This window comes from Amycolatopsis sp. NPDC000009 (genome assembly GCF_055563465.1).
The window spans coordinates 365,107-386,890 of record NZ_JBVHDI010000003.1 but is presented as its reverse complement, the minus strand read 5'-3'; the positions used below and the strand labels follow the sequence as shown (position 1 = coordinate 386,890).

Annotated in this window: 19 protein-coding genes; 7 read left to right on the top strand and 12 right to left on the bottom strand. The window is 69.3% G+C overall.

Annotated elements, in window-relative coordinates; genetic code table 11:
• Positions 1-117 precede the first annotated feature (117 nt).
• The 5 genes from ACZ3HL_RS11715 to ACZ3HL_RS11695 all read right to left on the bottom strand — a co-directional run bounded on the left by ACZ3HL_RS11715 (position 118) and on the right by ACZ3HL_RS11695 (position 6,024).
• Positions 118-771 (bottom strand): alpha/beta fold hydrolase, encoded by a 654-nt coding sequence (locus ACZ3HL_RS11715; RefSeq protein ID WP_465531049.1) that lies wholly within the window; start codon positions 769-771, stop codon positions 118-120.
• A 75-nt stretch (positions 772-846) separates the two neighbouring features.
• Complete coding sequence (locus tag ACZ3HL_RS11710) at positions 847-1,767, bottom strand: ABC transporter permease (protein WP_465420844.1); 921 nt, start codon at positions 1,765-1,767, stop codon at positions 847-849.
• On the bottom strand, positions 1,764-2,708 hold the full coding sequence (locus tag ACZ3HL_RS11705; RefSeq protein WP_125678541.1) for an ABC transporter permease: 945 nt from the start codon (positions 2,706-2,708) through the stop codon (positions 1,764-1,766). The genes ACZ3HL_RS11710 and ACZ3HL_RS11705 overlap by 4 nt, the downstream gene beginning before the upstream one ends.
• On the bottom strand, positions 2,705-4,285 hold the full coding sequence (locus ACZ3HL_RS11700; protein ID WP_465530481.1) for an ABC transporter substrate-binding protein: 1,581 nt from the start codon (positions 4,283-4,285) through the stop codon (positions 2,705-2,707). Before ACZ3HL_RS11700 ends, ACZ3HL_RS11705 begins: the two co-directional genes overlap by 4 nt.
• The gene (locus ACZ3HL_RS11695; protein ID WP_465530479.1) at positions 4,282-6,024 is read right to left on the bottom strand and encodes a dipeptide ABC transporter ATP-binding protein; all 1,743 of its coding nucleotides are present in this window, start codon (positions 6,022-6,024) and stop codon (positions 4,282-4,284) included. Before ACZ3HL_RS11695 ends, ACZ3HL_RS11700 begins: the two co-directional genes overlap by 4 nt.
• Before the next feature lie 234 nt (positions 6,025-6,258).
• On the opposite strand from ACZ3HL_RS11695, the gene ACZ3HL_RS11690 reads away from it, so the two are divergent.
• Positions 6,259-7,245 carry a methyltransferase gene (locus tag ACZ3HL_RS11690; RefSeq protein ID WP_465530476.1) on the top strand — a complete coding sequence of 329 codons (987 nt, stop codon included), beginning with the start codon at positions 6,259-6,261 and terminating at the stop codon, positions 7,243-7,245.
• Positions 7,242-8,177 carry an alpha/beta hydrolase gene (locus ACZ3HL_RS11685; RefSeq protein WP_465530474.1) on the top strand — a complete coding sequence of 312 codons (936 nt, stop codon included), beginning with the start codon at positions 7,242-7,244 and terminating at the stop codon, positions 8,175-8,177. The genes ACZ3HL_RS11690 and ACZ3HL_RS11685 overlap by 4 nt, the downstream gene beginning before the upstream one ends.
• 482 nt (positions 8,178-8,659) lie before the next feature.
• Here ACZ3HL_RS11685 and ACZ3HL_RS11680 read toward each other — a convergent pair whose 3' ends face one another.
• From ACZ3HL_RS11680 to ACZ3HL_RS11665, 4 genes are read right to left on the bottom strand one after another with little or no spacing between them, the layout of a single operon-like run.
• A complete protein-coding gene (locus tag ACZ3HL_RS11680; protein WP_034306161.1) occupies positions 8,660-9,247 on the bottom strand; it encodes a TetR/AcrR family transcriptional regulator in 588 nt (195 codons plus the stop codon).
• 41 nt (positions 9,248-9,288) lie between these two features.
• Positions 9,289-10,923, bottom strand: coding sequence for an amidohydrolase (locus ACZ3HL_RS11675; protein WP_465530472.1), 1,635 nt, complete (start codon positions 10,921-10,923; stop codon positions 9,289-9,291).
• Positions 10,924-10,926: 3 nt separating this feature from the next.
• On the bottom strand, positions 10,927-11,718 hold the full coding sequence (locus tag ACZ3HL_RS11670; RefSeq protein ID WP_465530470.1) for a molybdenum cofactor biosynthesis F family protein: 792 nt from the start codon (positions 11,716-11,718) through the stop codon (positions 10,927-10,929).
• Positions 11,719-11,727: 9 nt separating this feature from the next.
• Positions 11,728-13,593, bottom strand: a complete 1,866-nt coding sequence (locus ACZ3HL_RS11665; protein WP_465530468.1) for a primary-amine oxidase — start codon at positions 13,591-13,593, stop codon at positions 11,728-11,730.
• A 114-nt stretch (positions 13,594-13,707) separates the two neighbouring features.
• Here ACZ3HL_RS11665 and ACZ3HL_RS11660 point away from each other — a divergent pair, with 114 nt between their 5' ends.
• On the top strand, positions 13,708-14,427 hold the full coding sequence (locus tag ACZ3HL_RS11660) for an SDR family NAD(P)-dependent oxidoreductase (protein ID WP_465530466.1): 720 nt from the start codon (positions 13,708-13,710) through the stop codon (positions 14,425-14,427).
• Positions 14,428-14,441: 14 nt separating this feature from the next.
• Positions 14,442-15,239, top strand: coding sequence for an SDR family NAD(P)-dependent oxidoreductase (locus ACZ3HL_RS11655; protein ID WP_465530464.1), 798 nt, complete (start codon positions 14,442-14,444; stop codon positions 15,237-15,239).
• Between the two features lie 71 nt (positions 15,240-15,310).
• Here the strand turns inward: ACZ3HL_RS11655 and ACZ3HL_RS11650 are convergent, their stop codons facing one another.
• Genes ACZ3HL_RS11650 through cofC form a run of 3 tightly spaced genes read right to left on the bottom strand, consistent with a single transcriptional unit; the run spans position 15,311 to position 19,234 of the window.
• Entirely contained in the window at positions 15,311-16,246 is a 936-nt protein-coding gene (locus ACZ3HL_RS11650; RefSeq protein WP_465413841.1) for an NUDIX hydrolase, read from the bottom strand.
• Positions 16,243-18,546, bottom strand: a complete 2,304-nt coding sequence (locus ACZ3HL_RS11645) for an RNA degradosome polyphosphate kinase (RefSeq protein ID WP_465413839.1) — start codon at positions 18,544-18,546, stop codon at positions 16,243-16,245. Before ACZ3HL_RS11645 ends, ACZ3HL_RS11650 begins: the two co-directional genes overlap by 4 nt.
• 58 nt (positions 18,547-18,604) lie before the next feature.
• On the bottom strand, positions 18,605-19,234 hold the full coding sequence (gene cofC, locus ACZ3HL_RS11640) for a 2-phospho-L-lactate guanylyltransferase (RefSeq protein ID WP_465414148.1): 630 nt from the start codon (positions 19,232-19,234) through the stop codon (positions 18,605-18,607).
• A 66-nt stretch (positions 19,235-19,300) separates the two neighbouring features.
• Between cofC and ACZ3HL_RS11635 the strand changes: the two genes are divergently transcribed.
• The 3 genes from ACZ3HL_RS11635 (at position 19,301) to ACZ3HL_RS11625 (ending at position 21,732) form a co-directional block, all read left to right on the top strand.
• Positions 19,301-20,044 carry a lysophospholipid acyltransferase family protein gene (locus tag ACZ3HL_RS11635; protein ID WP_465413836.1) on the top strand — a complete coding sequence of 248 codons (744 nt, stop codon included), beginning with the start codon at positions 19,301-19,303 and terminating at the stop codon, positions 20,042-20,044.
• Positions 20,044-21,057 (top strand): NAD(P)H-dependent glycerol-3-phosphate dehydrogenase, encoded by a 1,014-nt coding sequence (locus ACZ3HL_RS11630; RefSeq protein ID WP_465413834.1) that lies wholly within the window; start codon positions 20,044-20,046, stop codon positions 21,055-21,057. The genes ACZ3HL_RS11635 and ACZ3HL_RS11630 overlap by 1 nt, the downstream gene beginning before the upstream one ends.
• A 195-nt stretch (positions 21,058-21,252) precedes the next feature.
• Positions 21,253-21,732: a cysteine dioxygenase gene (locus tag ACZ3HL_RS11625; protein ID WP_465530462.1), complete on the top strand. Its 480-nt coding sequence runs from the start codon at positions 21,253-21,255 to the stop codon at positions 21,730-21,732.
• Positions 21,733-21,784 lie beyond the last annotated feature (52 nt).

The following is a 21,784-nucleotide window of genomic DNA, read 5'->3' as shown; positions in this document are numbered from 1 at the left end:
GGGGGCCGCCGCCGGGGGGGGGGGGTCCCCGGGTTGGGGGTGTTCGTCAAACCCCAACTCCCCACCCACCCCTCTTGCCATCGGGCTCCCCCCCAACACCACCGGAGCCGCGGCCGCCTAGGAGAGGAACTCCCGCACAGCCGCCTTGAACTCCTGGCTCCGCAAAGCCCCGCCGTGGTCCCCGGGCACCCGCACGAGGTCGGCCCCCGGCACCAGCTCCACCAGCGTCTCGATGCCCTGGCTCACCGGATCCTCCACGCCCGCCACAAAGCGGGTGGGCACGGAGATCGCACCGGCGACAGGCGCGAAAGGCTCCGCCCGCAGGTCCTCGATGCATCGCGCGAGCGCGGCCGGGTTCCGCCCCGGCGCGGTGATCATATGCGCGATCATCCCCGTCAGCGGATCCGACGGCGCCTTGCCGCCGCCGGCGAAAGCCAGCGCGGCCGCGACATCGACGGCACCGAAAGGCTCGAAGGGGCTCACGCCGCCGAGCACCAGCCGCCGGACCGGCGCCTGCGCGGGCAGCTCCCAAGCCAGCCGTGCCCCCAGCGAGTAGCCGACGACGTCCACTTCGGACAGATCCGAGACCAGCCGGCTCAGCTCGGAAGTGATCGCGACGGCACCCAGCGAACCCGACGGGGCCGGGCTGGAGCCGTGCGCGGGAAGGTCCGGTATGAGGACCTCGCGGCCCGTGGCGGTCAGCGCGGCAGGCCACCCGGTGGTGATCCAGTCGGTATGCCCGTCGGAGGCGAAGCCGTGCACCAGCAGCATAGGCGGTCCCGAGACGGTTTCGGGAGCGAACCGGCGCACGGCCAGGGAAGTAGTGGCGGACAACGGGATCCTTTCTCAGCTGCCGGAGGGGCGGCGGGTGCGCAGGCGCTGCATCTCGCTCAGCGTCCGCGCGCGGGCGTCGACGGCGATCCGCAGCGACGAGCCGATGAGGTTCAGCAGGAACACGCACACCATGATCGTCACGCCGGGCGCGATCACCAGCCAGGGCGCCTGCACCAGGTACGACCGGCCTTCGGCGATCATGTTGCCCCAGGTCGGGGTCGGGGGAGCGATACCGAGACCGAGGAAGCTCATCGCCCCGTCCACGAGCATCGCCGCCGCGGACAGGATCACCACCTGCACCAGCGCGAGCGGCAGCACGTTCGGGAACACGTGCACGACGAGGATCTTCCACCGGCTCATCCCCGAAACCCGGGCGGCGCCGATGTAGGCGCGGCCGGCGATGCCGAGCACCCGGCTGCGGATGACCCGGGCGGTGAACGGCGTGAAGATCACGGTCAGCGCGATCAGCTCGGTCCAGATGCTCGCGCCGAGCGAGATCGCCAGTGCCATCGCGAGGATGATCGCCGGGAACGACATCCAGGCGTCCATCACGCGCATCAGCACCGCGTCGGCGGCGCGGAAGAACCCGCTGATCAGCCCGATCACCAGGCCGGTGAAGGCCGCGCAGAGGGTGATCAGCGCGGACAGCCCGAGCGACGCCCGGCCGCCGGAGACCAGCCGGGCGAGCACGTCCCGGCCGAAGGAGTCCGTGCCGAGCGGATGCGCGGCCGAGGGTGGGAGCAGCCGGTTCACCGGGTCGGTCGCGCTGACGCTCGGCAGGAAGAACGGCCACACGATCACGGCGAGGACGATCACCGCCAGGATGGCCGTGGTGATCACCAGCATCCGGTTCCGCCGGAACACCCGGGCCGCGCGGCCGGGCGACGGTTTCTCGCGCACCGGCGAGGTCTTTTCCACGAGAGCCACGCTCACGAGACACGCACCTTCGGATCGAGCAGCGCGTACGACAGGTCCACCAGCAGGTTGACCAGCACGAACAGCACCGCGACGAACAGCGTCACACCCTGGATCAGCGGGAAGTCGCGGGTCGACACCGCGCCCATCAGCAGATGGCCGAGCCCCGGCACGACGAAGATGGACTCGATGATCACGATCCCGCCGACCAGCATGGCGAAGTTGCTGCCCAGCTGGGTGATCAGCGGCATCAGCGCGTTCGGCAGGACGTGCTTGGTCATGACCTGCCGTTCCGACAGCCCCTTCACCCGCGCGGTGCGCAGATACGCCAGGGGTAGCTCGCCGAGCAGGCTTTCCCGCAGGGTGAGCACGAACAACGCGGTCTGCCCGATGACCAGCACGGTCAGCGGCAGTACCAGGGCGGGCACCGCCGTCGCCGGATCGGTGAACAGATTTTCGTAGCCGCTGGAGGGGAACCAGCGCAGCGTCACCGAGAACACCAGCACGAGCATCAGCGAGATCCAGAAGTCCGGCATCGCCATCCCGAGCGCGGACAGCCGGTCCAGCGCCCGCGCCACCGGATTCCGCGGTGAGACCGCCTGCCACGAGGTGATCGCGACCGAAAGGAAGAAGCTGATCACCGTCGAGAGCACGGCGAGGGTCAGCGTCGGCAGGATGTGGTCGGCGACCACGCCGAGCACCGGCGCGTGATAGGTGATCGACGTACCGAAGTCGCCTTGCAGCACGTTTCCGGCCCAGCTGAAGTACTGCTCCCAGAGGGTGCCGTTCAGCCCCATGCTCTCGCGTAGGGCGTCCACATCGGACGGTCGCGCGGTCGGGCCGAGGATGGCCTGCGCCGGGTCGCCGGGGATCAGCCGGATGACGAAGAACATCATCGTCCCGACGATCACCAGGATGATCACCAGATCGCGCAGCCTGCGCAGCAGCAGACCGGTCATGACGCCAGCCAGGTGTTCCAGAAGACACGGTAGAAGTCGCCGTAGCCCTTGAGCTTGGGGGAGTAGGCCGCGTACAGCTTCGACTGGCTCAGAGTGATCACCGACAACTGCTTCCACGTGAACGCCTGCATCCTGTCCACCACCGCCTTGGCCTGCTCAGGCGTGGTCGAAGCGTTGAACTCGGCCATGAGCGCGTCGAGTTCGGGCGAGGACGAACCGTTCAGCGTGCCCAGGGTCAGAGCGGGCATCTGCGCGGGCGAGGTCAGTGCCGAGTCGAAGAACAGTGTGGTGATGTCCCAGCCGCCCGGTTCCTTGGTGAGTGTGCCGAGCATGGTGGCGAAATCGAAGGTGTCGATCTTGGTGTTGATACCGATCTTCGACAGGCTGTCCTGGATCAGCACGGCCCACTTGCCGAACTCCGGGTACGAGTTCGTGGTGACGATGCGGATCGTGGCGCCGGCGGTGATCCCGGCCTCGGCCAGCAGCCGCTTGGCCTTTTCGGGGTCGTGCGCCTTGTAGACCTCTTCGCCCGCGGTCGAATAGAACTGCTTGTTGTCCGGCGAGGCGAAGGCACCGGTCTCCAGGGTGAGGTCCTTGCTGCCGCCGGTGGCCGCGTTGATCGCGGGCTTGTCCAACAGCAGGTTCAGCGCCTCGCGGGCGCGGGGGTCGGCGAACTTCGAACCGGTGTTGAAGTTCGGGATCACCACGTTCTGGTTGCCGCCGGGCAGGTTGTGCACGACCACGGCCGGGTTGGTGCGCAGCGGCTCGTACTGGTCGTTCGTGGGCATGATGTGGTCCCACTGGCCGGTCTGGAGGCCGTTGATCAGCGCGTCCTGGTCGGAGACCACCTTGTAGGTCACGGTGTCCAGGTACGCGTGCTTGGCGCCCGCCTGCCCGCCCCAGTCCTCTTCGGACCGGGACTTGTAGCCCGCGTGGCGTTCCAGCACCAGTTCGCGGCCGATGTCCCAGCTCTTGAGCTTGTACGGCCCGGTCCCGATCGCCTTGTCCTGGGCGAACCCGGTCGGCGGGACACCGGCGAGGTTCTTCGCCTCGTAGATCTCCGTGCCCGCGCCGGCGAGCTCGTTGATCAGCGGGTAGCGCGGCTTCTTGAGCCTGATGGTCACCGTCGCCGGATCTGCGGGCGTGATCGCCTCGATGTCGGGTGTGACCAGCTGACCGGTGCGGTGCATCTGCTGCCATCGCTTCAGGCTCGCCACGACGTCCTCGGACGTCAGCGGATTGCCGTCGTGGAAGGTGACTCCCTGGCGGAGCTTGAAGGTGTAGGTGAGGCGGTCCGGGCTGGTGGTGTAGTCCTCGACCAGCATCGGCCGGGCGGTGAAACCGCGGTCAACCTCGAAGAGCTTCTCGTACATCATGTTGCCGATATGCGCGGTGACCTGGCCGGGATTCGCGACCATGTCGAGGGATTGCGGGTCGGTGGGCACGGCGACGTTCAGGTTGCCGCCGGGCTTCGGCGGCCCGTCGGCGGCCCCACCGCCCGCCTGTCCTCCCATGCACGAGCTGAGCAGCACGACGGTCGCCAGGCCGAGCGCGGCCTTGGTCAGGGTTCGTCTCATGGGTTCCGCACTCCAATTTCGGGGTTCGCCGCGAGGAGACGGCGGGTGTACTCGTGCCGGGCGCGGAGCCGGATCTCGTCCGGTTCGCCGATTTCGATCAGTTCGCCCCGGTACATCACGCCGACCCGGTCGGCGACCGAGAGCACCAGGCTGAGGTTGTGCGTGATGAACAGGAAGCTGAGCGCGCGGGTGCGCCGCAGGTCCAACAGCAGGTTCATCACCTGGCCCTGCACCGAGACGTCGAGCGCGGAGGTGGGCTCGTCGGCGACGATGAGGTCGGGTTCCGCCGCGATGGCGCGGGCGATCGAGACGCGCTGCCGTTGCCCGCCGGAGAGTTGCGAGGGAAGCTTCTTCGCGGTGTCGGAGGGGAGGCCGACCTCGTCGATGAGTTCGGTGACACGGCGGTCGAGTTCGGCGCCGCGGAGGCCGGCGAGTTCCCGCAGTGGTTCGGCGATGATCCGGGCAGCGGTGTGGCGCGGATCGAGCGAGCTCTGCGGGTCCTGGAAGATGAGCTGCGCGCGGCGGCGGAACGCGCGCTCGTCGCCGTCGAGCCCGGACGGCGTGCACCGGTGCTCACCGAAGGAGATGGTGCCCGAGGTCGGCGGCTCCAGCGCGCTCACCAGACGGCCGAGCGTGGTCTTGCCCGAACCGGATTCCCCGACCAGGCCGAAGAATTCGCCCGGCGCGATCTCCAACGAAACGTCCTTGACCGCGTGCACCTCGGGTTCGCGGCTCAGCGAGAACCGGCCGCGCCGTCCGTACACTTTGGACACGGAGTCGATGACGAGCGCGGTGCCCCCGCCGGTGTCCTCGGTCTTCGGTCGGCTCAACACCCTGGTTTCGGTGGCGACCGCCGATTCGCCGTTCATCGCGGCTTCGAGCAGCGCCTCGGAGATCGTGGGGAAACCGTCGCGCCTGCTCACCCCGAGCTGCGGGACGCAATCGAGCAACGCCTTGGTGTAGGGATGTTTCGGCCCGTGCAGAATGTCCTCTGTGGACCCGAGCTCGACCAGTTCACCGCGGTACATCACCGCGATCCGGTCCGCCACCTGTGCGGCCACGCCCATGTCGTGCGTGATGAAGACGCACGCCGTGCCGTGGTCGCGGCGGACCCGGTCGAACAGGGTGAGGATCTCCGCCTGTGTGGTCACGTCCAGGGCCGTGGTCGGCTCGTCGGCGATCAGCAGGCTCGGATCGGCCATCAACGCCAGCGCGATCATCACCCGTTGCTGCATCCCGCCCGACATCTGGTGCGGATAAAGGGAAAGCACGCGGTCGGTGTCGGTGAGGCCGATCTCCTTCAGCAAGCCGCGGGCCTTCGCCTCGGCCTCGCGATGCAACGGCGTGCCCTTGCGTGCGGCCTGGCGTGGCAGGGAACCGGGCTTCCGGTATGCCTCGACCAGCTGCTTGCCGACCCGCTGGCTCGGGTTGAGTGAATCCAAGGCCTCCTGGAAGATCATGCCGATCCGCGGGCCCCGGTACGCGCGCATCTCGTCGGCGGAAAGCCGCGTGACGTCCACGCCGTCGACGGCGATCTCGCCGCGGGTGAACACCGGTGCGACGAATTCGAGCAACCGGATGATCGACAAGGCCGTCACCGTTTTACCGCTGCCGGATTCGCCGACCACGCAGAGTGTCCGGCCTTGGTCGAGGTCGAACGAAAGTTCGCGGACCAGTTCGCGTTCGGTCTCGTCAGCGATGACGCCGACGGTGAGTTCTCGTAATTCGAGCAGGGTCATGAATCCCCTTTCCCGAGCCCGCCCGAAGCGGACCGCACTGCCGGGGAACGGACCTCCGGCGGGGGTAGTTCTACGCATGTTGACACTGGGGGAGTGCGCTGTCAATGGGTATATTCTACGAACGTAGGAAGTTGATATCCGGCGACTTTTTCCTGGTAGTGGGCGAAAACTTGCACTGGATTCTTTTGTCTACGTCTGTAGACTCTCGGCGGTGACGAACGAAGGAGGGCACCCGTGAGCGGGTCGACCAAGACTGCCGGTCCCGAGCGGATCGTGGACATCGCCGTGGGCTACATGGCGGCCAAGCAACTCTTCGCGGCGAGCCGGATCGGGCTGTTCACCGCGCTCGCCGACGGGCCGCTGACGGCCGCGGAACTGGCCGGAAAGACCGGCAAACCGGAGAAGATCACCCGCATTCTCGGTGACGCCATGTCATCACTCGGTCTGCTGTCCCGTGTGGACGGACGGTACGAACTGGCCGCGGACGCCGCGGAGTACCTCGGCGGAGGAGACCTCGATCTGGCGCCGTTCCTGACGTTCCTCGACTCGATCAGCTACCCGCACTGGCTTCAGTTCGGCCACACGGCCGACAGCGGCGAGCCGGGCAAGCTGGAGATGGACGACGCGCGCTGGGGAACGTTCATGGCAGGCGTCATGACGTATAACGCCCTGCACGCCAAGATGCTGGCCGGCGCGTTCGACTTCGGCTCCTATCGAAACCTGCTGGACCTGGGCGGTCTGTCGAGCGCGTTCGCGGTCGAGGCCATGAAGGCCAACGCCGGGCTGCGCACCACGTTCGTCTTCGACCCGGGCTTCACCGAGTCGGTCACCACCGCGGCGGCCGAGGCGGGGCTCGCGGACCGGGTGACCGTCGTCGGCGCGGAGACGCCCACCGCGCGGCCTGAAGGCGAGTTCGACCTGGTGATGGTCAACCACGTCGTCCACCGTTTCGACGCCGAGCAGAACGCTGAGATCCTGCGCAACGCCCGCGCCGCCGCCGCGCCGGGAGCGACGTTGCTGCTGCTCGACTTCTTCTTGGATGACGACGCGGTGCAGCGGCCGATCGACGCGCTGCACGCGGGGGAGTACCTGGTGATCGACGGGACGGTCGTCTACCCGGAGGCCGAGGTTCGCGAGTGGCTGAACGGGGCGGGCTGGCGGCTCACCGACCGGCTCGCGCTGCCGGGCAGCCCGCGGGTGCTGGTCGCGGAAGCGGTGTGACCGTGACCCTCGATCCCGCGGTGAAGGAACTCCTGGCCCGCAGCGCTCCCTCGGAGGCGCCGGCCGGACCTCTGACAGCTCCCGAGTTACGAGCCGCTTTCGCCGCTTCGTGGCGACGCCCCGAATCGGTCGAAGAGGTCGGGTCGGTGGCCGACCATGTCCTGCCGTCCGGCGTGCGGGTGCGGATCTACCTGCCCGAGGTCACCGCGCCGGTACCCGCGTTCGTCTGGATCCACGGTGGCGGCTGGACGATCGGCTCGATCGACGAGAACGAGGTCGCGTCGCGGGCGGTGTGCAACGCGGCGAAGGTCGCCGTCGTCGCGGTCGACTACCGGCTCGCGCCCGAGCATCCGTACCCGGCGGCCCCGGACGACTGCTACGCCGTCGTCGAATGGCTCGCCGCGGGTGGCGCGGGGCCGTCGGTGGACGGGACGCGGATCGCGATCGGCGGGGAGAGCGCGGGCGGCAACCTGTCGACGGTGGTCTCGATGATGTCCCGCGACCGTGGTGGCCCGCCGGTGTCCGCGCAGGTGCTGATCTGCCCGGTGTTCGGCCATCCGGACGACGGGTTTCGGTCCTATGTGGACTTCGCCGAGGGTTTCGGCATGACCGCCGGGGCCATGCGGTTCTTCTTCGAGCAGTACGTGTCGGATCCGGCGCAGCTGAACGATCCGTACCTGCTGCCGCTGCGCGCCGACGACCTGACCGGGCTCCCGCCGGCGCTGGTGCTCACGGCCGAGTACGACGTCCTGCGGGACGAAGGGGAGGAGTTCGCGCGGCGGCTGACCGATGCCGGGACCCAGGTCGAGCTGACGCGCTACTCGGGTCAGATCCACGGGTTCTACGGGCTCTACACGGATCTCCCGGCCTCGCCGCGCTCGCACCGGCACGTGGCGAGCTTCCTGACCCGGACCTTCGACCGCCGCGATTAGTCACCTGCTTGCGGCGGGCCTGCGGTGTCCAGATGCCGACCTCGCCTCCTGGGCGCCACGCCCCCCGGTCCGTGAAGGCCTCCTTGCCTACCCTGAAGGTAGTAAAGGGGGCCTTCACTACCGGCCCTCGTGACACCGGGGCCGCCGTGACGCCAAACCACGGCTCCGGAGTCGGTGAAGCTTCGCGACACGCCAGACTGCCTTGCCCCTCGACAGAACCGGAACTCGCGTGTCCGGGGGCGTAACTCGCGTGTGCGGGGGCGTAACTCGCGTGATTGGAGGCGTAAGTCGCGTGTGCGGCCTGATCACGTGAGTTACGCCTTGAATCACGCGAGATCGGTGTCCAATCACGCGAGTTCCGCCTACCGTCACGCGAGTCGCGCCTGAGGGGTCGGCGCCCGCCGCATTTAGTCCTCTGGATGCGGCGGTTCGCACCACGTACTACCGCATTCAGAGGACGAAATGCGGGAGTGTGGAGGAGTTCAGGGGCGGGTGAGGCGCTCGAAGAAGGACTCCAGGTGCTGCCGCTGCAAGGCGATCGTCGAGAACTCCCCGGCGACCAGGCTCATCACGTTCGCCCCGGCGTTGATCAGCACGACCTCGTCGACGAGCTGCTCGTCGGGGGTCTCGGTGACGATGTCGCCGTCCTCCCGGCCCTCGGTGAGATACCGGTGCAGCAGGCCCCGCCACGAGCGGATGTGCTCGAGGTACTTGTCCTGCAGTTTCGGGTTGGTCAGCGACAGCTGCCAGAACGTGAGCAGGACGCGCCCCGCGGCGATGCGGTCCTCGTCGATCGGCATCGACGAGACACACAGCTCGCGGAGCGCGGTCAGCCCGCGCAACTCGTCCAGCTCGACGTACTCGCGCATCATGCCGAGCGCGCGTTCGTAGGTGGCCTGGATGATGTCTTCCTTGCTCGGGAAGTACAGCTTGAGCGCGCCGTTGGCGAAGCCGGCGGCCGCCGCGATCTCGCGCATGGTGGCGGCCTCGATCCCGCCCTGGGTGATCAAATCCCAGGTGACGTCGACGATATGGCTGCGCCGCTCGTCGTGGTCGATGATCTTCGGCATCGGCTGACCTCCCGCACTGGTTCTTCTACCAGTGTAGGAGATCAGGCGCGGTGGTACACGCGGTGCCCGGCGAACCACGTTTGCGTCACCTTCGTCTTGACGAGCGCGGACGGATCGGTCCGGAACGGATCGCGGTCCAGTACGACGAAATCCGCCGACTTCCCGGGGGCCAGCGAGCCGGTGACGTCGCCCAGTCCCATCGCGCGGGCGGCGGCCAGGGTGAAGACCTCGATCGCCTCGTCCAGGCCGATCGCCTGCTCCGGCCACAGCGCGCCGGGGAACGTGCCGGTCGGATCCTGGCGCGTGACGAGGCCGTGGATGCCTTCCCACGCGTTCGGTGACTCGCTGACCGGCCAGTCCGAACCGCCCGCGACCAGCGCGCCTTCGTCGAGCAGCGACCGGTTCGGCTGCATCCGCCCGGCCCGCTCACCGGGCAACACCTCGGCGATGGCCGCCGGGATGACGCCCGGGACCCACAGGAACGGCGAGATGTCCGCGGCGACACCCAGCGAGGCGAATCGAGGGAGGTCGTCGGGGTGGACGAACTGGCCATGCGCGACCTGGAAACGCGCGTCGGCGAACCCCTCGGCACGCACCTTCTCGACGGCGTCGAGCGTCGCGCGCACCGACGCGTCCCCGGTGCAGTGCACCTTGGCGGAGAGCCCCGCCGCGGCCGCCGTGCGCAACCAGCCCACGAGTTCCTCGCCCGGCATGGTGGTGGCGCCGTGATGGCAGGCCCCGTGCGCGGCGTCCGGCAGGTACGGCTCCAGGAAGGCGGCGGTCCGCGTCGGCGGCACCCCGTCGAGGAAGATCTTCACGAAGTCCGGCCGGTGATGCTCGCTCCGGTACTGCCCGGCGACCTCCAGCAACGGTGCCCCGATCGGGTCGAAACCGAAGATCGGGTCGTTGATCAGCAGCGAGGAAACCACCCAGGCGTGCAGTTCGCCCGCGTCGTCGAGCGATTTCAACGCCCGCAGGATGTCCGCCGAGACACCGGCGTCCTGGAACGCGGTGACGCCGTACGAGTGCAGCGTGCCGATCCCGTGCCGTGACGCCGCGACGTGCTGCTCCGGGGTGAGCGTCCGTGTCTCGCTGAGCGCCCGCTCGACTGCGACGCCCGCCGCTTCGAGCAGGACGCCGACCGGCTCTCCGGTCGAGTGGTCGCGGACGATCTCCCCGCCCGCCGGATCGGGCGTCGAGGCGGTGACGCCCGCCAGCTCCAGTGCCCGGCTGCTCACCCAGCGGTTGTGCCTGCTGTCGTCGGAAAGCATCACCGGGCGTCCGCCGGCGGCCTCGTCGAGCGCGTGCCGGGCCGACGTCCGCGAGAGCGTTCTGACCAAAGTGGACGCCCACGCGCCGCCGACCACCCACTCGTCCGGCCCGAGCCCGGCGGCCCGCTCGCGGACCGCGGCGAGGATGTCGTCCAGCCCCGCGTCGAGGCCGAAGTTCAGCTCGAACAGGGCCGCGCGCCCGGCCAAGGCGTGATGGTTGTGCACGTCGACCAGGCCGGGCATGACGAACGCGCCGTCGAGGTCGACGACCTCGGTGCTCGGGCCGCGTTCGATGTCCTCCAGCGACAGCACCTTCCCGTCCTTGATCGCCAGCGACGACGCCCAGGGCCGGTGACCGTCCACTGTGTACACCGTGGCGTTGGTGAGGACGATGTCGGCGGTCAAGGCTCAGCTCCCGGCCGGGTCGTAGGCCTCGGGGTGCACGGTGGTGCTCAGCAGCCTGCCGTGCGCGCCGAAGGTGAAGTGGGTCGGAGTGCTCCCGCTGGCGTCCAGTCCGAAAAGGACACCGTGCGAGCGCAGCCGCTTCGCGTCACGGTGGTCGGCGACGGTCACCGAGGCGCACGGGATCACCTTCTCCCGCCAGGCGAAGACGTAGATCCCCGGCCGCAGTTCGTAGACCGAGTTCTCGTCGGTGTCCGCGAGCCCCCGCTCGGGACCGGCAAGGCACTGCCACGTGTACCAGTGCGGGCTGAGGTACACGTGCTCGTAGGCGTGCTCGGTGCTGTACACCCACAGCACCCTGCGCCCCACCAGCGACGTGGTCGGGGCGAGCGATTCCCCGGTGGGCTCGATGCCGCCGATCGTGGCGGCCACGAACGACTGCGTGACACGGGGCGAGGTGTCGCCGATCTTGCTCAGCACGAGGAGGGCGCGGCTGCGGCGCAGGTCCAGCAGCAGGGTGAACGCCTCGTCCTGCCGGGCCTGCGGGTGGAACTGGACGTAGTAGAGGTCGTCGTCGACCAGGAACGTCTCGCAGCGGTCGGTGCCGGTGCCGTGGTAAGTCCACTCGATCCGGGTCCCGGAGAAGGCCGCGGTGAACGTGGTGCCGTCTTCACAGGCGAGTTCGAAGGTGCGGCCGTGCAGGTCGCCGACCGTGGGGGCCTTGTTAGCGTCGAAACCGGGGGCCAGACCGTCCAGCGGCAGCCAGGTGGACGTGTCGGACAGGGTCAGTTCGGGCATCGGTGAGTCCTAGTGCTCGTGGGCGGAACAGTGCTCGTCGGAGGCGCCGGAAGGCAGGTCGAGTGCCGGGTTTCGGTCCAGGAAGCCGTACGGGCGCAAGGAGAAGCCGGAGTAGTCGACCGGCATGACCGGCCAGTCCTCCGGACGCGGGATGTGGGTCGGGCCGAATACGTGCCACAGCACGAGATCGGTGTCGGTTAGGTCGCGATCGGCGGCGGTCCAGGCGGGGAGACCCGCGCCGCCCGGATGCGCGTTCGGGCGGTCGCCCGCGGGGAACCGCTCGCCCGCGCGGTACGGCGTCGCCCACAGGTGACGGGTGGCGAACGTCGCCCGCTGGTGGACGGTCGATTCCGGCTGTGCCATCAGGGTCGCGGACGGTCGCGGCACGAGCTGGTACGCGGTGGGCGAGCCGAGCCGGTTGGTCCGGTCCGCACTGCGGATCTCCCAGACACGCGCCTTGGCCGGGTCCGCGAACCGCTGAGCCTGCTGCTCGGTCCGCAGCGGGGTCTCCTTCCAGGTGAACGCGTTCCCGTACGGGTTCTGCTCGCCCATGGGGACGCGTTCGACGTCGACCTCGACGAGCGAGTTGCGCTCTCCGTCGATGGCCACGTCGAGCCGCGCGCAGAACAGGTGCTGGTGCACCGGCGCGAACAGCCCGGGCGCGATCTCGTTGGCGTGCGGGTGGTCCGTGCCGGGGTGCGCGGCGCCGGCGAACACGACGCCGGTGGCCTTCGCCTCCAGCTCCACGGTGCCGTCGAGGTAGAGGTACCAGAAGAAGCCGTAGTCGTAGTTGCCGATGGTGGAGATCGACGAGATCACCAGCCGCCGCGACCGGCGGACCTCGGCGCGGCCGTCGAGATCCGTGTGCTTCCAGAGGATCCCGTAGTCCTCTTCGTGCATGCAGATCGCGCGCGGGATCTCGACCGGATGGCCGTGGTCGTCGGCGACGAACGCGGGGAAGTAGTGGATGACGCCGAGGCAGTCGCAGCCCAGGCGCAGGTCGTTGCCGTTCTTGCCCAGCAGGTACTCGCCCGCGTCGAAGTAGCTGATCCAGAACCGGCCGGGCGCGGTGTCGCCGTAGGGCACCACCATCTCCGGTACCGAGGCGCGGTGGAGCACCGAGCGGTCCTGGAACGAGACCTGGTGCAGCGTCAAACCCTCGCGGGCGTTGAAGCCGACGCGGAGTTTCCAGCCCTCCCAGGTGACCTCGTTGCCGTCGACGGTGAAGCTCGGGCCCTCCGGTTGAGTGATCTCGATCGGCTTCAGCGTGGTGCGGGCCGGGACGCCGTCGTAGCGGCCGTGCTCCGGCGGCACGGGCACGTCACCCTCGTCCTCCACCCGGATGACGCGCTGCCCGGTCAGGTCGATGTGGACGATCAGGCCTTCGACCGGATGTGCCCACGGGCTGTCGGACGCGTCGTCGCGCAGGAACGTCAGCGAGCGGATGACCCGGCCGGTCTCGTCGGGCCTGCCGAAGAAACCGGGGGCCAGGGGAGCGCAGAAGGCGTGCCCGATCCGGTCGCCGAGACCGCGCCGCTGCATCGCGGCCTGCCATTCGGGTGACGCCTTGGTGATCGACGCGGCGAGGTCGTACTCCTCGAACAGGTACGCGGGCTGGCCAGGGCCGCAGTCCTCGTTGGAGATCACTTCGCGTTTCGCCAGCGAGACGACCACATCGCGCGCCTGGCCGGTCGCCGTGTCGAGCAGCGTGTACTGGACACGGCGGTCGGGGGCGGCGTCGCCTTTTTCGGGCTCGACCGGCAGCACGGCCGGGAACCGGGTGGTCGCGGCGAGCAGGCCTTCGGCGGCCAGGATCTCGCGGCCTGCGGTGAGTTCGTCGGCGGTCAGCGGGTCGAGTGGATGCGGCCTGGTCATGGTTCGCAGTCTTGCCGGTCCGGCCGGGACTGGAAAGGCCGTCGTGCGGCTGCCGACAAGAAGGGTGCACTGACGGCCAACCTCCGTGAAAGGTCCGGACCGGAGGATGACGTCATGGGACTGGATCTCGCGGGCAAGGCCGTACTGGTGACCGGCGCGGCGTCCGGTATCGGCCTTGCCTGCGTCCAGGCCTTCCTCGCCGAGGGCGCGCGGGTCGGCGCCCTCGACCGGGCTCCCGTGCCCACACTGTCCGACGGTCTCCTCGCGCTCCGCGCCGACGTGACCGACGAGTCGTCGGTGGCCGCCGCGGTCGACGCCGTGGCGAGCCGCTTCGGTGGGCTCGACGTCGTGGTCGGCTGCGCGGGGATCTCCGGGCCGGTGGGAACCCCGGTCACCGAAACCTCGGCGGCGGACTTCGCCGCGCTCATGGCGGTCAACGTCACCGGACAGTTCCTGCTGGTCAAACACGCCGCGCCCTGGCTCACCGCGTCGGGTGGCTCGGTCGTGCTGCTGGCCAGCGACTCGGCGTTCACCAGCGCGCCCGGCATGGTCCCGTACTGCGCTTCGAAGGGCGCCGTGGTCGCGATGACCAGGGCGCTCGCCGTCGATCTCCCCGGCGTCCGGGTGAACTGCGTCTGCCCGTCGGTGGTCGACACCCCGATGGCGCGCGGCGATCTCGGCGACGTGCTCGACGATCCCGCGTTTCCGGTGCAGGCTCCCGAAGAGGTCGCCTGGCAGGTGCTCCACCTCGCGTCCGCGCGTTCGCGGGCGGTCAACGGCCAGGCCGTGCTCGCCGACTTCGGCGTCTCGGCCCGTTCCGGTTTTCCCGCTTAGAAAGGACTCCGCAAGTGAAGAAGGTTGTCGCGATCACGGGTGGCGGTACCGGTATCGGCGCCGCGGTCGCCCGCCGGTACGCCGACGAAGGCGCCCAGGTGGTGGTGCTCGGACGGCGGCTCGAACCGCTGGAGAAGGTGGCCGCCGAAACCGGCGCGCACGTCGTCGCCTGCGATGCCAGCGACCGCGAAGCCGCCGAAAACGCCACGGCGGAGATCGTCGGCAAGTTCGGCACGCTGGACGTCGTGGTGGCCAACGCCGGCGGGCACGGGCTGTCCTCGGTGGTCGACACCGGTGACGAGGAATGGGAACTGGCCCTGCGCTCGAACCTGTCCAGCGCCTTCGTCTTCTGCCGGGCCACGCTGCCCTCGCTGGTCGAAACCGGCGGTCAGGTGGTCATCGTGTCGTCGCTGGCGGGGCTGTTCGCCGGTCCCAATGTCGCCGGCTACACCGTCGCGAAGCACGCGCTGATCGGGTTGACGCGCTCGATCGCCCGGGACTACGGACCGAAGGGGGTGCGCGCGAACGCGGTCTGCCCCGGCTGGGTGCGCACGCCGATGGCGGACGGCGAGATGGACCAGTTCGCCGAGGCGGCGGGCTTCGACGGCGGCCACGACGAGGGCTACCGGAGGGTGACCGCAGAGGTCCCGCTGCGCCGTCCCGCCGAACCGGAGGAGATCGCGTCGATCGTGCGGTTCCTGGGGTCTCCGGAGTCGTCGTACATCACCGGCGCGGTGATCGTGGCGGACGGCGGCGCGCACGCCGTCGATCTGCCGACGCTGGCCTTCGAACGGGCGGGGATGGGTTCTTAGCGGTTGCGCGTGAAGGCCCCCTTCCCTCGGCTCAGCCGAGGGAAGGGGGCCTTCACGCGCGAAGCGAAGCCTCAGGGATGGGCGGGAGCCGGCGTGGGCAAAGGCGACGCGAAATAGTCCGCGGCCACCAGCACCGGCCCGTCCTGTTCGGTCGGCGGCCGGAACGACAGCACCCAGAACGAACCCTTCTTGGACGGCACCACGCCGCCGCGCGCGGCGGTCAGGTCGACGCCGTCGCGGTCGGCCAGCGCGCTGACGACGTCCGGGATCACCCCGCCCTGGCTGGAGATCACCGGCGTCCCGCCGTCACCGGCGATGGCCAGCAGCCGCGCGACACCGAGCACCGGGTCCGGCCAGTAGCCCTCCTCCGACAGCAGCGGCTCGTGCCGGACCTCGACCCCGAGGTCTTCGGCGAGCCCGTTCACCGTCTGGACACACCGAAGCCGCGGCGCCGAGAGCACCCTGCCGGGCGCGTAAAGCCGCAGCAGCGAACGCAGTGCTTCGGCCTGGCGCTGGCCCGCGTCCGAAAGCGGCCGCAGGTCGTCGTCGCCGTTCCACTCGTCGCGTTTACCCGCTTTGGCGTGCCGCACCAGGATCACCGTGGTGAGTTCGGGCGGCAGCGCGGAGAACTCGCGCAGCACCCGGACGTCCTCGGGCCGCGTCAGCAGTTTCTCCGCCGCCTCCGCGTCGAGCCAGCGCAGCTCGTCGACTTCCTCGTTCGGCGCGAAAGCACCGGAAACGGCGTGCGCGGAGAAGTAGTCGACGGTCTTCGGCGCTCCCGCGACGGTGTATTCGGTCCGGACCAGATAGCGGCCGAGGACCGCCTCGAATCCGGTCTCCTCTTCGATCTCCCGGACCGCCGCGCCCGCGATGGTCTCGCCCGGATCCAGCTTTCCCTTCGGCAGCGACCAATCGTCGTAGCGTGGCCGGTGGACCAGCGCCAGCTCGATCCGGTCCCCGTCACGACGCCAGAGAACGGCTCCCGCCGCCCGGATGACCCCGCTCATCCCGCCGCCCCGTGCCGCTTCGCCAGCTCGACCTGGTGGTCGCGGACGTCGTCGCCGGAGGCGGGGAAGGGGGTCCACTCGCCGGTCGAGTTCAGCACCCAGCACCGGGTCGAGGGATGCAGCGCGGATTCGAAGATGTAGTCCAGTTGTGCGGTCAGCTTCGGATCCTTGACCCGCACCAGTGCCTCGATCCGGCGGTCGAGGTTGCGGTGCATCATGTCCGCGCTGCCGATCCACCGCGTGCCGCCCGCGAGGAAGGTGAAGACGCGCGAGTGTTCCAGGAAGCGGCCGAGGATGGACCGCACGTGGATGTTCTCGCTCAGTCCCTCCACACCCGGTTTCAGCGAGCAGATCCCGCGAACCACGATGTCGACCGGCACCCCCGCCTGTGAAGCGTGGTACAGCGCGTCGATCACCTGCTCGTCGACGAGCGAGTTGCATTTGATCCGGATCCCGGCGGTCTGGCCGGCGCGGGCGAGTTCGATCTCCTCGCCGATCGCGCGCACGATGCCGCGGCGGATCCCGTGCGGCGACGTGAGGATGTTGCGGTAGGTGTCCTGGCGGGAGTACCCGGTCAGCACGTTGAACAGATCCGTCAGATCCGCGCCGATCGTCGGGTCGGCGGTCAGGATGCCGAGGTCCTCGTACAGGCGCGCGGTCTTCGGGTTGTAGTTGCCGGTGCCGATATGGCAGTAGCGGCGGATGGTCGAACCCTCCTGGCGCACCACCATCGACACCTTGCAGTGCGTCTTCAGCCCGACGAGCCCGTAGACCACGTGCACGCCCGCGCGTTCCAGCGTACGGGCCCAGGTGATGTTGGCCTGTTCGTCGAACCGTGCCTTGATCTCGACCAGCGCGACGACCTGCTTGCCCGCCTCGGCGGCGTCGATCAGCGCGTCGACGATCGGGGAGTCGCCGGAGGTGCGGTACAGCGTCTGCTTGATCGCCAGCACCTTGTCGTCCGCGGCGGCCTGTTCGATGAACCGCTGGACGCTGGTGGAGAACGAGTCGTACGGATGGTGCACGAGGACGTCGCCCTCGCGCAGCGTCGCGAACACCGACTTCGGCGTCTCGCGCTCACCGAACGCCGGATGCGTGGCGGGAACGAAAGGGCGGTCCTTGAGTTCCTTCCGGTCGACACCCGACAACTGGTGCAGACAGGTGAGATCCAGCAGACCGGGGACCTCGACGACGTCGCGCGGGTCGACCTCCAGTTCGCGCAGCAGCAGTTCGAGCATGTGCTCGCTCATGTCCTGCGCCACTTCGAGCCGCACCGGCGGGCCGAACCGGCGCTGCGCCAGTTCGCGTTCCAGCGCCTGGAGAAGATCCTCGTCCCGGTCCTCTTCGACCTCGAAGTCGGCGTTGCGGGTGACCCGGAACGCGTGGTGCTCGGTCACCTCCATCCCGGTGAACAGCTCGCCGAGGTGGGCGGCGATCAGTTCCTCCAGCGGAAGGAACGTCGCGGTGTGGCTCTCCCGCGGCTGCTGCTCGATCCGCATCAGGCGCGGCACGTTGCTCGGCACCTTGACCCGCGCGAACCGCTCCGTGCCCGCTTCGGGGTCCCGGACGGTGATGGCGAGGTTGAGCGAAAGGCCGGAGATGTAGGGGAACGGGTGCGCGGGATCCACGGCCAGCGGTGTGAGCACCGGGAAGATCTGCTCGCTGAAGTAGTTGGACAGCCGGAGCTGGTCGGCGCCGGTCAGGTCGTTCCAGCCGACGATGCGGATGTCCTCGTCCGCCAGCTGTGGCCGCAGGTGCAGTTCGAAGGCGTTCGTGTGCCGCTCGACCAGGTCCTGGTTGCGTTTGGCGATGTAGGCCAGCTGCTCGCGCGGGGTGAGCCCGTCCGCGCTGCGGACCGGCAGCCCGGTCTCGTCGCGGCGCTTCAGCCCGGCGACCCGCACCATGTAGAACTCGTCCAAATTGGACGCGAAGATCGCCAGGAACTTGGCGCGTTCGAGCAGCGGCTGCGACTCGTCCTCGGCCAGCGCGAGCACGCGTGCGTTGAAGTCCTGCCACGACAGCTCACGGTTGAAGTACCGGTCGTCGGGCAGCGATTCGACGGCCGTGGGCGCCGACGTCACCGCGGGCGGCGCGGCGGGCAGCGCGCGGAACTCCTGGGCGGGGCGGCTCGCCGAACCGCCGCGTGTCGCACGGACGGCCGTGCGCGGGACCGGACTGCTGTTCTTTCTCGCCCTGACGGGTTTCGCCGTGCCGCTGTCCGGTTCCGGTTTCGCGGCGGAGGTCTTCCGCTTCCTTGCCGAGTTCGGGGTGCCGCCGTCATTTGTGCTCACGGGCTTCATTGTTCACCACTCGGGGCGATTATGTGCGCCTCGCGCGGGTCGCCGGGGTGAACTCTCGTCACATCGCCACGCAGGGTGTTCCCAACAGCGTTGAAGTGCGCTTTCCGGTACCGAGGGTGCGAACGTGAGCGAGATCATCCGCGGTGTCCACGTCGGCCCGGAGCGATTCCGCGGCGATCGTGAGCGGGGTCGCACCGGAGGCGGTGTGCGCCCGCGCGGAACCCGCGCCGAACCGGGGCGCCAGCGGGCGGCCCGCCCCCGCGAGCAACAGGGTCGTACCCGTTCCCTGCCGGTCCGCGACGAACGCCCGCTCTCCGGCGGCTTCGGCGAGCGCGGCGGTGAGGTCTTCGGTCCGCAGCGCGGGCAGGTCGGCCTGCAGGGCACCGACGAGACCGGAGGGTGTGTCGCGGCGCAGCAGCTCTTCGCCGTGGCGAAGGGCCGCGTTCAAGCCGCCGTGCGACGGTTCGGTGACGATTTCGACACCGAGTTCGGTGAGATCCGCCACCGACGCCGGGTCGGCGGCGACCACCAGCACCCGCCGGACCCCCTCCGCCGAGGTCGCCGCGGACAACGTGTCGTAGGCCAGCGCCAGCACCAGTTCGGCGTGCCGCTCGGGCACGACCGCGCCGCGAAGCCGCGACTTGCCCTCTGCCGGGCGTTTCATCGGCACGATCAGGTCGATACCCACACTGTCCACATCTCACTTCTTACCCGACCCTCCCTGGACCGCGCTCGTACGCGCGCGGCAGGATCAGTGGCCTGGGACGACACGCGTGACTTCGAGGAGGACGAATTGGCCCGGCGTGAGAAGGGCGGCATCTGGGTGGGCATCGCCGCCGCACTGTTCTACCCGGCGACGGCCATCGGCAAGCGGGTCTACCGCAACGCCGAGCGGATCCCCCGCGAAGGCGGCGCGCTGCTCCTGCTCAACCACGTGTCCCACATGGACCCGGCGGTGGACGCGGTGTTCGTGCACCGCCAGAAGCGGGTGCCGCGGTTCCTCGGCAAGGAGAGCCTGACCAGGACACCGCTCTTCGGCAAGATCTTCGTGGGCGCCGGCCAGATCCCGGTCTCGCGCGGTTCCGCCGCCGCCGGCGACAGTCTCAAGGCCGCCCACCAGGCGTTGCGTGACGGCAAGGTCGTCGTGATCTATCCGGAGGGGACGATCAGCAAGGACCCGGACGGCTGGCCGAAGAAGCCGTTCACCGGGGCCGCGCGGCTCGCGCTGGAGACCGACGTGCCGGTGATCCCGATCGCCCGCTGGGGCACGAACCACATCTTCAACGGCTACACGAAGAAGTTCACGCCGTTCCCGCGCAAGACGATCACGCACCTGGTCGGCGAGCCGATGGATCTTTCCGCCTACAAGAACGGTTCGACCCGCAGCGCGTCCAAGCTGCGCGAGGTCACCGATCTGATGATGACCGAGATCACCGCGCTGCTCGCGGAGATCCGCCAGGAGGAACCGCCCGCGAAGAAGCCGGAGGACGACGCCTGATGGCCGAGGTCCAGCGGGTGACCGTGCTCGGCGCCGGATCCTGGGGGACGGCGTTCGCCAAGGTGCTCGGCGACGCCGGACGCGACGTGACCATCTGGGCCCGGCGGCCCGAGGTCGCGGCCGACATCCGGGAACGGCACCGCAATTCGTCCTATTTACCCGATATCGAACTGCCGGAGCGGATCACCGCGACGGCGGACCCGGCCGAGGCCCTCGACGGCGCGCAGGCCGTGGTGCTCGCGGTGCCGAGCCAGACGTTGCGGACCAATCTGTCGGAGTGGTCCGGTCTCCTGCCGTCCGACGCGATCCTGGTGAGCCTCGCGAAGGGCGTCGAACTGGGCACGCTCAAGCGGATGAGCGAGGTCATCGCCGAGATCGCCGGCGTCGGCGCCGGGCAGATCGTGGTCGTGTCCGGGCCGAACCTGGCGAAGGAGATCGCGCTGGGGCAGCCGGCGGCGGCGGTGCTGGCGTGCACCGACCACGACAACGCCAAGGCGATCCAGCGGGCGAGCTTCAATCAGTACTTCCGGCCGTACACCAACACCGACGTCGTCGGCTGCGAACTGGGCGGGGCGTGCAAGAACGTCATCGCGCTCAGCTGCGGGATGGCGGCCGGGCTCGGGCTGGGCGCGAACACCGTGGCCACCCTGATCACCCGCGGGCTGGCCGAGATGGCCAGGCTCGGCGCGAAACTGGGCGCCGACCCGCTGACTTTCGCCGGGCTCGCCGGTGTCGGCGACCTGGTGGCGACCTGCTCGTCGCCGTTGTCGCGCAACCGGACCTTCGGCGAGCGGCTCGGCCGGGGCGAGACGCTGGAGCAGGCGCTCGCGGCCACCGGCGGTCAGGTCGCCGAGGGCGTCAAATCGTGCACGTCGATCCGGGAGCTCGCGATGGGTCTCGGTGTCGACATGCCGATCACCGACGCGATGCACCGCGTGTGCCACGAAGGGGTCGATCCGAGGCGCGCGGGAGCCGAGCTGCTCGGCCGGTCGCAGAAGCACGAGTGGTCCTGAGACGCGGTCCACGGTGTGGGATCGGTTGACCGCCGGGCTCCGTGGTGGTTCGCTGTGCGCATGTTCGCACGTGGGATGACTGTGTCGCGGGGCCTCTCGGGTCTTGGCGCCGTCTCGTGTGCGTCGTGTCGCTGTTGTCGGTGAACTCAGCCCCGGCCCAGCTCGACACCTTCTTTCCTTTGCGAGGACCTCTTCATGTTCGCCGTCCCGGACAACACGCTCGTCATTCCCGAAAACCCCGCTCTGCGCCACCCGGTGCGCGTCGCGCTCGAATTCGCCGCGGACCGTGATCGCTGGCGGCACCTGCTGCGGTACGACCCCGACGAGCGGTTCTCCGCCCTCGTCGACTCGGACGAGCTGCAGGAGATCTGGCTCATGAGCTGGCTGCCCGGTCAGCGCACCGACCTGCACGACCACGAATTCGCCGCGGGCGCGTTCACCGTGGTCAGCGGGAAGCTGAGCGAGACCGTCGCCCGGCGCGCCGTCGACGGGCGGGCCGTGACCGAGCTGCACTCGCTGTCGGAGGGCCAGTCTCGCGTCTTCGGCCCCGGCTACGTCCACGAAGTGCGCAACGACGGCCCGGACCCCGCCGTCAGCGTGCACGTCTACCGGCACCGGCCCCGCGCCATGCGGCCGTACCACCTGGACCCCGTCTCGGGCCCCGTCCGGGACTGATCCCTCCCGCATTTCGTCCTCTGAATGCTTTCCTTGCGCGTGCAACTACCGC